The sequence below is a fragment of the Roseibium sp. SCP15 genome (assembly GCF_040329435.1).
GTDB lineage: Bacteria > Pseudomonadota > Alphaproteobacteria > Rhizobiales > Stappiaceae > Roseibium.
Window position 1 is genome coordinate 594361 of record NZ_JBDZYI010000005.1, and the last position, 11893, is coordinate 606253.

Sequence of the window (11893 nt, forward strand, 5' to 3'; positions counted from 1 at the left end):
CGGACCAGTCAGCAGGTCGCCAGAGATCAGTCATTTAAGTTGTTTAGACAAGGTCCGAGGTCTTCATTGGCACCGGACCGTCGCCTTCCGCGTCGAAGTTTTCGATGTAGTTGACGCGCATGAATTCAACCAACCGGTCGTGAAACAGCCGGGTATGTGCGTGAGCGAGTTGGTCGGCCGCGCGTTCGTCCTGTCTGCGGATGGCATCGATTATGTCGAAATGTTCCCGCCCCAACGGATACTTGTCCTGCTTGGTGGTTTGCTGGGCGTAATGCATGTGCAGGATGCGCCTGCCTTCATCGAGCAACTTCTCGTAACTCTCCGACAGATACCGGTTCCGGCCCGCCTCGGCGATGGCCATGTGAAAATCCTTGTTTGCCCGTGACATCAGCCTTGGCCGCCCTTCCAGACAGGTGGCGTCATAGGCTTCAGCCAATCTGGTCAATTCCTCCAGGTCTTCCTCGGTCCGGTTCCTGGCCGCCAGCCGGGTGGTGGTACGCTGAATGAAGTCGAGAGCTTCGACGTAGCGGGGCAATTCTGTCAGATCGATCGGCGTCACCAGCGTCGATCGATTTGAGAGCATTTGAACAAGGCCGTCGGCGGAAAGACGCACCAGAGCTTCGCGAATGGGAGAGCGCGACATGCCAAAACGTTCGGACAGGTTCGTCTCATCGAGGGGCATGCCCGGGGGCAGATGAAGCTCCAGAATCTCCTTGCGCAAAGTTTCGTAAACCAGTTTGGCGCCGCCACCGCGTGTTGGCTTACCTGTTGTTTCCGCGTCCATTTTTTCTGTCTTCATTCTCGTTTCCGAGGCTCTGGAACAAGCCGAAAGATCATCTTTCACATCATTCTATTGACGTGACGACAAAATGTCGACAAGATATTTGGCGACAACATGTCGACAAGATAACAGGCATGGTCCTTTCAGTTGGAGGCAAGGAATGAAACGAGCAGCGATTTGGCTGGCGGCACTTGGCATGCTGGCTTCGGGAAGCGTTCAGGCGGATAGCCGCCTCGATACAGTGAAGGAAAGAGGGTCGCTGCTGTGCAGCGGTCACAACGGCAGTTATCTCGGATTTGCGGAAGTTGACGACAAGGGTGAATGGAAGGGGCTGGACATCGACCTTTGCCGGGCGCTGGCCGCCAGCCTGTTCGGAAAGGCCGAGGGCCATTTGGAAATCGTCCCGATCAGCTGGGCTCAGCGTTGGCCTGCGCTGCAATCCGGTGACATCGATGTCGTCATCAAACTGTCCGGCTGGACCTTCAGTCGGGACACAGAGCTGAATCTTGCCTATTCCCGGCCTTACTTTGTGGGCGGGTTCCACATCATGTCCCATGCCGAACTTGGGGCGGAAAAGGTGGCCGATCTGGACGGGGGCTCCATCTGTGTTCCCGCCGGCACTTCGACCGAGCGGATTCTGGCAGCCTATCTTGAGAAAAACGGCATAGAGGCCGAAGTCATCGTCTTTGAAAAGGGTGATGAGGTGCGTGCAGCCTATTTCAACAAGCGTTGCGACGGCATGATCCTGTTCGGCCCACCGCTGGCAGCAGCACGGGCGCAGGCGGACAATCCGGATGACCATGTCATTTTGCCGGATGTGCTGGCGCTTGAGCCGGAAGGCATCATTGTCCGTGAAGGCGACGCCGCCTGGCTGGACGTGCAGAACTGGATGCTGAGCGCACTATGGTATGCGGAGCTTAACGGCATCACGCAGGCCAATGTAGACGAGGTTCGCGCGGATCCCGCCTCAGCGGAAATCGGCAAGTTTCTGGGCGTTACGCCCGGTTTCGGCGAGAGCCTGGGACTGCCCGATGACTGGGCATTCAACATGATCAAGGAAGTAGGCAATTACGGTGAAATCTTCGACCGCAATATCGGTGAGCCATACAAGCTGCCGCGTGCCATGAACCACCTCTATACGAATGGCGGCGTGTTCTATCCGATGATCATCGACTGATCTTCCCCAAACTTGGCGATGAGCCGCCTCCGGCTCATCGCACTTTTGAAATCACATTCTTTTCGGAAGTGACGACCGGGTATCTGGCAAGATGGTTTCCATACTGAAGCAAAAAGCCTATCGGGACGCGACCAATCAGGTCCTGTTTGTCGGTGCGATTGCGCTCACGGTATTGACCTTCACAATGGTCGGACGAGAGAACCTGGAAGCTCAGGGAATCACTTCCGGCTTTGGGTTTCTCGAACGGTCCACCGGATGGTCCATCAGCTTTTCCCTGATTGAATACAGCACCAGCGATCCTTATTGGAAAGCGCTCTGGGTTGGCTTTCTGAACACTGCGTTTCTGGGGGCGGTTTCGCTCTGTCTTGCGACTGTGCTGGGGTTGATCGTCGGCATAATGCGGGTCTCTGGCAATGCCATGGCAGAACTCGTCGGCGCGAGCTTCGTCGAAATCTTCCGCAATGTCCCCCTGCTGCTTCAGGTGTTTTTCTGGTACGCGCTGTTGACCGCGCTGCCGCCACCGCGATCCGGGATTGATGTTCTCGGAGTTGTTTTCCTGAGCGGGCGCGGAACCTATCTGCCGGGCTTGAACGTTACCGGTGAGGTGGTCTTTCTCGCGGTCGTAGCCCTGATAGCGGCATTGGCCGGCGTGCTGTGGCTCAAGTCCTCGCGCAGATTTGCCCGTAGATCCGCCAGGGACAAGAAACGTTTAACCCGCGGTCTGCTGGCAGGCTGGTTGCTTCTTGCCATTGTTCTTTTCTGGATCGGCCGGATCCCTGATACGCCGCTTTTGAACCTGCCTTATCTGAAGGGGTTGAACTATCGGGACGGTATCCGCGTTCCCCCGGAGCTGCTTGCCTGTATTGTCGGTATCTCCGTCTACGGGGCTGCCTATATCGGCGAGATCATCCGGGCCGGGTTCAACGCCATTGGCAAGGGACAGACGGAAGCAGGGCTCGCACTCGGTCTGACGACTTGGCAGATCTTCACCCGCATCCGGTTGCCGCTGGCAATCAGGGCGGTTCTGCCGACCCTCACCAATCAATATGTCTGGCTTTTCAAATCCACCACGATTGGCATTGCCGTCGGATTTGCCGATTTCTTCATGATCGTCTCGACGTCGATCAACCAGAGCGGTCAGACGCTTGAATTGATCGCAATCCTCATGGGCGGCTTTTTGCTCGTCAATTATTCCCTCGCCTGGGTTTTGAACCGCGTGAACGACGCGATCAAGCTCAAGGGCAATCAGCTGAGGATGTGAGGTGGCGACGATGGAAACTGTCTACCGGGAACCCACATTCGTCCAGTCTCTCAAGACCAGGTATTTCTCGAACCTTTGGGACAGCGTTTTCACTCTGGCCTTCGCGGCACTGGTGATCTGGATCGTCTGGAACCTGTTCGACTGGGGTGTCCTGAACGCCGTGTTTTCTGCCGAGAACCGGGATCTGTGTGCTCATGGCAGTGGCGGTGCCTGCTGGGCCGTGATTGACGCGAGATGGCGATTGATCCTGTTCGGTCTGTATCCCTTCGAGGAACAGTGGCGCTCTGCAATCGCCTGCGCGGTCATGGTTCTGGTTGCCGGTCTTTCCTGCGCACCGTTCTTCTGGTCCGCGCGCCGGCTTGCCGGCCTTTGGCTCAGCGGATTTGCGATCTTCTACGTTTTGATGCGGGGCGGTGTATTCGGTTTGACGCCTGTGTTCGAGCAGCGTTGGGGCGGTCTCTCCCTGACAATCTTCATCTTTGCGTCCGTTTCCTTGCTCGGAATGCCGCTGGCGATCGCCTTTGCCCTGTTGCGCCGGTCGGAACTTCCGTGGATTTCCAGGACCATGGGACTGGTGATCGACACGATCCGGTCCCTGCCGCTGCTGACGATCCTGTTCACCTTCGCGATCGTGGTGCCGTTCGTACTTCCGGACTTCCTGATCGGTGACAAGCTCTACAGGGTGATTGTCGGCTACGCGATATTCTTTGCCTGCTACCAGGCAGAGATCATTCGCGGCGGCATGCAATCTCTGCCCGCCGGGCAGGAAGAGGCGGCCAAGGCGCTTGGCATGGGGTATTGGTACCGCATCGGTTACATCGTCCTGCCTCAGGCGTTTCGAAATGCGCTGCCGCCGACCATCAATCAGTTTGTCATCACCTTCAAGGAAACGACGCTGGTCGCGATCATCGGTTTCTTTGAAATTCTTGCATCCGGAAACGCCGCCTACGGCACCTCGGAATGGAACTTTGCCCATGTCGAGGTCTATGCCTTCGTCGGCATGATCTTCTTCGTCTTTGTCTTCGCCCTGTCCCGCTATGGCGCCTACCTGGAACGGCGCCTGGCTGTGGCATCGCGATAAGGGAGGCACATACATGTCTGACCTGTCCCACGCGGTTCGCATAAGCAGAATGGAAAAGTTCTATGGCGCGTTTCATGCGCTCAAGGACATCAACCTGGAAATCGGAAAAGGCGAACGTGTGGTCATCTGCGGTCCGTCCGGGTCCGGAAAGTCCACGCTCATCCGCTGCATCAACAAGCTGGAAAACCATCAGGCCGGCTCAATCAATGTTCTGGGAACGGAACTGGATGACAATCTGGACAACATTGACGAGATACGGCGGGAGACCGGAATGGTTTTCCAGCACTTCAACCTCTTTCCGCACATGACCATTCTGGAAAACTGCACCCTTGCACCGCGCCTAGTGCGCAAGCAATCCCATGCGGAAGCCGAAGAGATTGCAATGGCCTATCTCACCAAGGTGAAGATACCCGATCAGGCGGAAAAGTTTCCCGGTCAGTTGTCCGGCGGTCAGCAGCAGCGCGTCGCGATTGCCCGTGCGCTGTGCATGAAGCCGGAAATCATGCTCTTCGACGAACCGACATCCGCACTCGACCCGGAGATGATCTCAGAGGTGCTCGAGGTCATGATCGCGCTCGCCAACGAAGGCATGACGATGGTGTGCGTCACCCATGAAATGGGGTTTGCCCGTCAGGTCGCCGATCGTGTGGTTTTCATGGCGGATGGTCAGGTGGTCGAGGAGGCTCCGCCGTCGGAGTTTTTCGACAGTCCCCGGCATGACCGCACGCGCGCATTCCTGAATCAGATCCTCGGGCACTGACCCGTTACCTGAAAAACCAAAGACCGATTTTCAAAGAAGTTCACTGTCATGAATGTACTTACAAGCCACTCCACCCATGATGCCCAGGAAGATATGCGCAATCGCGACATCAAGATCTATCTGAACGGCGATCTGGTGCATCGCGACGAAGCCAAGGTCTCAGTCTATGACAGCGGCTTCATGCTCGGTGACGGCATGTGGGAGGGGATGCGCCTCTATCATGGCAAGTGGGCGTTCTTTGAAGAACACATGGACCGGTTTTTCAATTCCTGCAAAGCGGTCTCGCTTGATGTGGGGCTGGATAAGGAAGGCATCCGGGAAGCACTTGCCGCGACAGCAGAGGCCAATGGCATGACGCATGACGTTCATTGCCGTCTGATGTTGACACGCGGCGTCAAGGCCAAGCCTTTCCAGCATCCAGGTCTCAGCCGGTCCGGACCGACCCTGGTCATCATAATGGAGCATTCGAAACCGGTCGAAACGCTTCAATCCAAGGGCATTCGCCTGGCAACGGTTCCACAGGTTCGCGGATTGCCGATGAGTCAAGACGCCAAATACAACAGCCATTCAAAGCTCAATTGCGTCATCGCCTGTCTTCAGGCGGAGCAGGCCGGGGCCGATGAGGCGCTGATGCTCGATCCGCATGGGTTCGTCAACACGACCAATGCCTGCAACTTCTTCATCGTACGGCGTGGGGAGGTGTGGACGTCGTCCGGTGACTATTGCATGAACGGAGTAACCCGGCAGAAGGTCATCGATCTTTGCCGTAACAACGACATTCCGGTCTTTGAGAAAAACTACACGCTCTACGAGGCTTACGGCGCCGATGAAGCGTTCCTTACCGGTACCTTCGGTGCCCAGACGCCGGTTGCTTCGATTGACGGCAAGGCGATCGGTTCGGGAGAAAACCCGGTCACTCGCCGGATCCGTGCGCTCTACAAGGGACTCATTCAGGAAAACATCCGTGAGCAAGGTGGTCAGATCTGAGGTTGTGCCCCAAGGAGGACGAGAAAGAACCCCGTGGGATCGGGGTTCCGGGTTCTAGACGCTTATGTGGCTTGCAATCTCCTGTCTTGTTGCCGGCTTGATATCCAGCAGCCCGGTTCCATCCAGGCAATCCAGACCCTGAACAATCAAACCATCTTCCCTCACGTCGCCAACCGTGAGTACAGCTGCTGCGATCGGGTTCGGGCGGTGAGGGGAACGAAGCGAGAAGGTTCCCGTCGGTTCGCTGCCTGCACATCTCGGGCTTCTTTGCAGCATCAATGATCTCTCGACGCCTTCAAACCAGTAAAGCAGAAGGACGGAATGTCCGGGCTCCAGTCCTGTCAAACCGTCACGATATTCCGGTCTCAGAACGACCCGGCACTCCGGGCCATTGGGCTGAATGTTGTTGGGACAGTCCTCCAGCCTTTCATACGGTGTTCTGATCTCGCCGATAAAATTGAACGTTGCGGTCATGTGCTTCTTCCTTATCGGGATTGTCTTGTTGAGTTGATTGCGTAGGCGAGGACCGTCACCAGGATGATTGCACCACCGGCAAAGCTCTGAACTGGCGGAATTTCTCCGAAAAAACCGAATGCAAAGAGTGGGGCAAAAACGGCTTCAACCATCAGGATGATGCCGACTTCGGGCGCGGTGATGTAGCGGGTGGCAACCTGGGACAACACCCTGCCGAAGGGCGCGGTGAACAGACCCATCAATCCCATGATGATCCAGGTGTTTGCGCTGTATGAGGAAGGCGTTGCGAAAAAGGACATGACGATCGCCAGGAACAATCCACCCATGCCGACGCTCGCCATGCGGCTGACATCCTGAAACTTCCGCAAAAGGGTCTGGTTGAGAGATAGGCAGGTGACCGCGAAAAACGCCAGTGCGTCACCCGCCAGATTGACGGAGCCAATAGACCCCGACACCACGATCGCAATGCCGACCATGACCGAGCCGATGGCCAGCCATGTGGCGCGTCTTGTGACTTCTCCCAGGAAGATCCGACTGAAGACAGCAGCCAGAGCCGGCGCTGTGCTCAGGATGACAAAGGTGTTTGCGACCGACGTGTTCTTGATGCTGAGCACCAGTGCCGATGCGCTGCCAAGCATGAGGAGCCCGGAAACCAGAACCGGCCATCCGCATGCCGTCAGCGCTCCGACCAGCCCACGCTTGTCGCGCAGTTGAATGAAGATGGGCATCGAGATTGCCGTGAAGAGCCCGAACAGGAAGGCGGTGTCGAAACCGCTGACGCCGGAAAACCTGATGAATATCGGGTCGAAACTCATCAGCACTGCGCCGAGCAACGCAATGAGAATGCCGGTGGTCCGGACTGTCTTGGGGGGCGAGGAGACTTCTGTTGTGTCTGACATGGTGCTTGCCTGGTTTTATCATACTGATGAGTATGATTTGTGAAGACTTGCGTGAATGTCAAGAAAATCATACTATTGAGTTTGATTTTTTTGATAGTGGATTGAAATGAATGGGAAAAATCGAAGAGAACAAGGAGAGAAAACGCCGCGCGATCATGAACGCTGCGCGTGATTTGTTTCGTTCCGAGGGGTTTGTTCTGGCAAACATGGACCGGATCGCCGCTGAAGCGCAGGTCACGAAACAGACTGTCTATCGGTATTTTCCATCCAAGATAGAGCTGTTCGAGGCGACCCTGAAGTTCATGGGAGAATCGTCAGAAGAACACTTCATGGATCATCTCGAAAATCCGGACACAGCGGAGGCGCTTCACCGGTTTGCGCGGGGATTTGTTCAGTTTCATCTGTCTGAAGAGCATCTGGAAACCTTCCGGTTGCTTGTTGCGGAGAGCGGCAAGGCGCCGGAGATCACAAAAGCCTTCTTTTCGGTTGGACCTGAGGATACGGGTGCCAGACTGTCCCGTTTCTTTGCCGAAAGGCTGAAACTTTCAGCGCCGGACCAACCGGTCAGACTATGGACGGCCATGTTGCTTGCATTGCGCGATGGCGTTCTGCTCGGGCGGGCACAGCCAACGGACCGGGAAATTGAAGAGCATGCCCGCATTGCAACAGACTTCCTGCTGGCGGGCATTTCGTTTGAAGGTTGATCGCAATCAGTAAGGCTTGCGTGTTTCCGGAACGCCGTCCTGGATCGCGCTTAGGTATTTTGATTCTTTATATCCAATTTCAATATTAGTATTTGATTGTAATATCAAAATCTCCTCTTCTGAATTCATGGAGAAACCTGATCTAAAACGGGTTTCCTGGAATTTCTGCGGCAGGAACCGGCCGCCAGTGGAGGAACAAAGTGTCCAGACTAGCTGCGTTTAATTTCCAGAAATGGATTGACGAACACAAACATCTGCTCAAGCCGCCGGTCGGGAACCAGCAGGTCTGGAAGGATGCTGACCTGATGGTCACGGTTGTTGGCGGACCCAATAAGCGGACCGACTATCACGACGATCCGGTGGAGGAATTTTTCTATCAGCTTAAGGGCGACATGGTCCTGAAGATCTACGACGGCAAGGAATTTTACGATGTTCCGATCCGGGAGGGAGAGATCTTCCTGTTACCACCTCATGTGCGCCATTCACCTCAGCGCCCGCAGGAAGGGTCCATCGGTCTGGTGATCGAACCGGCCCGGCCGGAAGGTGCGCTGGATGCGATCGAATGGTACTGTTTCGAGTGCCAGCATCTGGTTCATCGCGCCGAGCTCGATCTCGAGTCGATCGTCGAGGATCTTCCGCCAGTCTATCAAGCCTTCTACGCCTCCGAAGAGGACCGTACCTGCCCGAACTGCGGCTCGGTGCATCCCGGCAAGGAACCGCCGGAAGGCTGGGTCACACTTTAGAAAATCACTTGGAAAAAAAAGCCAGCCGTCTGCACGAAGGCATGCGGCGTGGAGCGGGAGGATTACATATGGGATTTGCGAAACTATTCAGCCGCGTGGCGCCCGTCGCGCTATCTGCTCTGGTGCTGACGGCCGGATCGGCTTTCGCCAAGGAATTCCGGCTTGGCCTGATCACGCCGCCACCGCATATCTGGACCAAGGCCGCCGGTGACTTCGGCGAAGAGCTGAGTTCCGCTTCCGGCGGTGAGCACACGGTGACAGTCTTCCCGTCCCGGCAGCTTGGCAACGAAGCGCAGATGATGCAACAGCTCCAGACTGGAGCTCTGGACATGGCGTTTCTGACCATCGCTGAAGTCTCGAACAGGGTTCCCGATTTCGGCGCGCTTTATGCGCCTTACATGGCAAACGATATTGGTCACGCGGGACGCATCCTGAGATCCGATACGGCAAAGGATCTCCTGAACAGCCTGCCGCAAAAGGCAGGGGTTGTCGGACTGGGGTATGGCATGGCCGGTCTTCGCCAGATCGTCAGCCGGGATCCGATCGAAACCGCTGGCGACCTGTCAGGCAAAAAGCTCCGCATCACGCCCTTTGAGCCGATCAAGGACTTCTACAATTCCGTGGGCGCAGCTCCGACACCGATGCCGTTGCCTGCGGTCTATGACGCGCTTGCAAATGGTCAGGTCGACGCCATCGACATGGACGCGGAACTGATCTGGAAGCTGAAATACTATGATCACGCGGACACGATCCTTGTTTCCAACCACATGATGTTCCCCATGGTGGGGCTTGTGTCGGCAAAGGTCTGGAAGGGCCTGTCTAAGGAAGACCGCGAAATGATCTCGACCATCATGGCCAAGCATCTCGACGGTGTGATCGACACCTATGTGGAAAAGGAAGCCGGTTGGCTGAAGGATGTCGAAGGAACCGGGAAGACCGTCCGGGAAGTGGATGCAACATTCTTTGAAAGTGCGATTGGCGACTGGGAGAATACCTGGTCCGAGAAAGCTCCGGCTCTGACCGATCTCAGAAAAGTTGCCGAAGACACGAAATAACCCGGCATGCTATCGAAAACTGGCCCTCATCGCGGGGCCGGTTTTTTAAGGACTACTGAATGCTTTATCGGTTCTCCGCATGGTGGGCGCGGTGTGAGGTGGCTCTTGCCGCATTCTGCGCAATGCTCGTCACCCTGCTTATTCTCGTGAATGTGGTTACGCGGGCGGCAAACAGCGCGATCTTCTGGATCGATGAAGCCGCGATCTACACCATGATCTGGATGACTTTCCTGGCAGCGTCTGCCGCCGTTCATCACAAGTCCAGCGTCAGTGTCAGCATTCTGGTCGACCTGTTGCCCCGCAACGGCCTTTCAATCGCGCGCTTTCTCGTCGATCTCGTCGTACTGACTTTTGCGGTGATGAACATCTGGTTCTGCTGGATCTGGTTCAATCCTGCCGGCCTGTGGGCGAGCGGCTTCGACATCGAGGTCTTTCAGGGAGAAACCTTCAATTTCATCTATGCAGAACCAACCAACACGCTTGGGGTCGGCAAGGCCTGGGTCTGGATGATCATGCCGATTTTCGCACTTGGCTTCTGTCTTCATGCGATCAGCAACGTTGCGCACTCCTCTAGCGGCCTGTTCTTCTCTCGCGATGCAGGAAACGGACTGTCATGACCGGTGTTGTCTTTCTCGTGCTGTTGTTTGGCGCGGTCCCGATCAGTCTGGTGCTCGCTCTTTCAGCTGTCTGGTACATCCATGAAAGCGGCAATACCGTTCTTTATGAATCCTTCGCCCAGCAGATGTTTTCCGGGATCGAGAACTACGGATTGCTCGCGATCCCCTTGTTCATGCTGACCGGCGAACTGATGAACGAAGGCGGTATGACCGGAAGGCTGGTGCAGGCCGCCAGGGTCTTTGTCGGCGGGTTCAGAGGTGGCCTGGCCTATATCAATCTGCTGGCCAACATGTTCATGGCGGCTATCATCGGGTCGGCTGCCTCGCAGATTGCCGTGATGTCACGGGCGATGGTGCCTGCCATGGAAAAGGAAGGCTACAGCCGTGATTTCGCGGCGGCGACCACGGCGGCAGGCGGTTTGCTTTCCCCGATCATTCCACCGTCGATGCTGTTCGTCATCTACGGCGTTCTGGCGCAGATCCCCATCGGCGACATGTTCCTGGCAGGCATCATTCCGGGCTTGCTTCTGTCGGCCGTGTTTTTCCTGATCGTGATGCTGGTCGGTCTGACTCAGGATTTTCCAAAAAGTGCCTGGATGAGCAGGCAGGACGCGCTGGCAGCTCTGAGGGACTGTCTCCCTGCAGCGCTTATTCCGTTGGCAATCGTCGGCGGTATCCTGTTTGGGGTTGCGACGCCGACCGAGTCGGCAGCTGTTGCCTCGCTCGTTGCCTTTGTGATCGGAACGATGGTCTACAAGGATCTGAAACTGTCGCGGCTCGGACAGCTCTTCGTGCGGACGGCAAAGAATTCGAGCCTGGTGATCTTTCTGATCGCGACCGCGAACGTATTCGGCTGGGTGATCATTTATGAAGCGATCCCGCAGAAACTTGCAGCTCAGATCACGACCATCACCTCGGATCCATTTGTTTTTCTGCTGATTGTCAATTGCGCCCTGTTCTTCATCGGCATGGTTCTGGATGGCATTGCCGCCCTGATCCTGATTGCTCCGATCCTGTTGCCTATCGCGCAAACGAACTACAACATCGATCCGTTTCAGTTCGGGGTCATAATCTGCCTCAACCTGGTGCTTGGCTTGCTGACACCGCCGGTTGGTGCCGGGCTCTATATCACCTCCGCCATGACCGGTTCCAAGCCAATGGCGATCGTTCGCCAGCTTTATCCGTTCCTTGCGGCCGTTGCGCTGATCCTGGTTCTGCTCAGCTGGCTGCCGGCCTTGACTACGGTTCTGATCTGACACCGGCTTCCGATTTGTTCCAGTCATCACCCTGCTTAGGATGAAGTGGGGCGGTGCCTGTTTTTTTGTCAATTAATATCAATCGCTTATGAGTTTCG

13 protein-coding genes are annotated in these 11893 nt (G+C 56.0%); 10 read left to right on the plus strand and 3 right to left on the minus strand.

The annotated features are described in order from the left end of the window. Nucleotides 1-43: 43 nt before the first annotated feature. Complete coding sequence (locus ABLO27_RS25850) at nucleotides 44-784, minus strand: GntR family transcriptional regulator (RefSeq protein WP_353037036.1); 741 nt, start codon at nucleotides 782-784, stop codon at nucleotides 44-46. A gap of 157 nt (nucleotides 785-941) precedes the next feature. Here ABLO27_RS25850 and ABLO27_RS25855 point away from each other — a divergent pair, with 157 nt between their 5' ends. From ABLO27_RS25855 to ABLO27_RS25875, 5 genes are all read left to right on the plus strand, one after another. Beyond that, the gene (locus tag ABLO27_RS25855; protein WP_353036976.1) at nucleotides 942-1958 is read left to right on the plus strand and encodes an amino acid ABC transporter substrate-binding protein; all 1017 of its coding nucleotides are present in this window, start codon (nucleotides 942-944) and stop codon (nucleotides 1956-1958) included. Nucleotides 1959-2049: 91 nt separating this feature from the next. Beyond that, a complete protein-coding gene (locus ABLO27_RS25860; RefSeq protein WP_353036977.1) occupies nucleotides 2050-3219 on the plus strand; it encodes an ABC transporter permease subunit in 1170 nt (389 codons plus the stop codon). A 10-nt stretch (nucleotides 3220-3229) separates the two neighbouring features. After that, nucleotides 3230-4300, plus strand: coding sequence for an amino acid ABC transporter permease (locus tag ABLO27_RS25865; protein WP_352946992.1), 1071 nt, complete (start codon nucleotides 3230-3232; stop codon nucleotides 4298-4300). A gap of 13 nt (nucleotides 4301-4313) precedes the next feature. Further along, nucleotides 4314-5060 (plus strand): amino acid ABC transporter ATP-binding protein, encoded by a 747-nt coding sequence (locus ABLO27_RS25870; protein WP_353036978.1) that lies wholly within the window; start codon nucleotides 4314-4316, stop codon nucleotides 5058-5060. Nucleotides 5061-5108: 48 nt separating this feature from the next. Beyond that, entirely contained in the window at nucleotides 5109-6047 is a 939-nt protein-coding gene (locus ABLO27_RS25875) for an aminotransferase class IV (protein WP_353036979.1), read from the plus strand. Between the two features lie 54 nt (nucleotides 6048-6101). On the opposite strand, the gene ABLO27_RS25880 is transcribed toward ABLO27_RS25875, so the two are convergent. Both ABLO27_RS25880 and ABLO27_RS25885 read right to left on the minus strand, forming a co-directional pair. Beyond that, nucleotides 6102-6521, minus strand: a complete 420-nt coding sequence (locus ABLO27_RS25880) for an SAM-dependent methyltransferase (protein WP_353036980.1) — start codon at nucleotides 6519-6521, stop codon at nucleotides 6102-6104. A gap of 11 nt (nucleotides 6522-6532) precedes the next feature. Beyond that, nucleotides 6533-7420: a DMT family transporter gene (locus ABLO27_RS25885; RefSeq protein ID WP_353036981.1), complete on the minus strand. Its 888-nt coding sequence runs from the start codon at nucleotides 7418-7420 to the stop codon at nucleotides 6533-6535. Nucleotides 7421-7530: 110 nt separating this feature from the next. Here ABLO27_RS25885 and ABLO27_RS25890 point away from each other — a divergent pair, with 110 nt between their 5' ends. The 5 genes from ABLO27_RS25890 to ABLO27_RS25910 all read left to right on the plus strand — a co-directional run bounded on the left by ABLO27_RS25890 (nucleotide 7531) and on the right by ABLO27_RS25910 (nucleotide 11795). Continuing rightward, nucleotides 7531-8124 (plus strand): TetR/AcrR family transcriptional regulator, encoded by a 594-nt coding sequence (locus ABLO27_RS25890; RefSeq protein WP_353036982.1) that lies wholly within the window; start codon nucleotides 7531-7533, stop codon nucleotides 8122-8124. Between the two features lie 200 nt (nucleotides 8125-8324). After that, nucleotides 8325-8867: a 3-hydroxyanthranilate 3,4-dioxygenase gene (locus tag ABLO27_RS25895; RefSeq protein WP_353036983.1), complete on the plus strand. Its 543-nt coding sequence runs from the start codon at nucleotides 8325-8327 to the stop codon at nucleotides 8865-8867. A 68-nt stretch (nucleotides 8868-8935) separates the two neighbouring features. Next, nucleotides 8936-9922: a TRAP transporter substrate-binding protein gene (locus tag ABLO27_RS25900; protein ID WP_353036984.1), complete on the plus strand. Its 987-nt coding sequence runs from the start codon at nucleotides 8936-8938 to the stop codon at nucleotides 9920-9922. 59 nt (nucleotides 9923-9981) lie between these two features. Continuing rightward, entirely contained in the window at nucleotides 9982-10539 is a 558-nt protein-coding gene (locus ABLO27_RS25905; RefSeq protein ID WP_353036985.1) for a TRAP transporter small permease, read from the plus strand. Further along, a complete protein-coding gene (locus ABLO27_RS25910) occupies nucleotides 10536-11795 on the plus strand; it encodes a TRAP transporter large permease (RefSeq protein WP_353036986.1) in 1260 nt (419 codons plus the stop codon). Before ABLO27_RS25905 ends, ABLO27_RS25910 begins: the two co-directional genes overlap by 4 nt. The last annotated feature ends 98 nt before the right edge of the window (nucleotides 11796-11893 follow it).

What these genes read in the sequence shown, in the direction of transcription:
- ABLO27_RS25910 (WP_353036986.1), top strand. Translation starts at nt 10,536, where the DNA reads ATGACCGGTGTTGTCTTTCTCGTGCTGTTGTTTGGCGCGGTCCCGATC.
- ABLO27_RS25900 (WP_353036984.1), top strand. Translation starts at nt 8,936, where the DNA reads ATGGGATTTGCGAAACTATTCAGCCGCGTGGCGCCCGTCGCGCTATCT.
- ABLO27_RS25890 (WP_353036982.1), top strand. Translation starts at nt 7,531, where the DNA reads ATGGGAAAAATCGAAGAGAACAAGGAGAGAAAACGCCGCGCGATCATG.
- ABLO27_RS25870 (WP_353036978.1), top strand. Translation starts at nt 4,314, where the DNA reads ATGTCTGACCTGTCCCACGCGGTTCGCATAAGCAGAATGGAAAAGTTC.
- ABLO27_RS25865 (WP_352946992.1), top strand. Translation starts at nt 3,230, where the DNA reads ATGGAAACTGTCTACCGGGAACCCACATTCGTCCAGTCTCTCAAGACC.
- ABLO27_RS25875 (WP_353036979.1), top strand. Translation starts at nt 5,109, where the DNA reads ATGAATGTACTTACAAGCCACTCCACCCATGATGCCCAGGAAGATATG.
- ABLO27_RS25855 (WP_353036976.1), top strand. Translation starts at nt 942, where the DNA reads ATGAAACGAGCAGCGATTTGGCTGGCGGCACTTGGCATGCTGGCTTCG.
- ABLO27_RS25850 (WP_353037036.1), bottom strand. Translation starts at nt 784, where the DNA reads ATGGACGCGGAAACAACAGGTAAGCCAACACGCGGTGGCGGCGCCAAA.
- ABLO27_RS25880 (WP_353036980.1), bottom strand. Translation starts at nt 6,521, where the DNA reads ATGACCGCAACGTTCAATTTTATCGGCGAGATCAGAACACCGTATGAA.
- ABLO27_RS25860 (WP_353036977.1), top strand. Translation starts at nt 2,050, where the DNA reads ATGGTTTCCATACTGAAGCAAAAAGCCTATCGGGACGCGACCAATCAG.
- ABLO27_RS25885 (WP_353036981.1), bottom strand. Translation starts at nt 7,420, where the DNA reads ATGTCAGACACAACAGAAGTCTCCTCGCCCCCCAAGACAGTCCGGACC.
- ABLO27_RS25905 (WP_353036985.1), top strand. Translation starts at nt 9,982, where the DNA reads ATGCTTTATCGGTTCTCCGCATGGTGGGCGCGGTGTGAGGTGGCTCTT.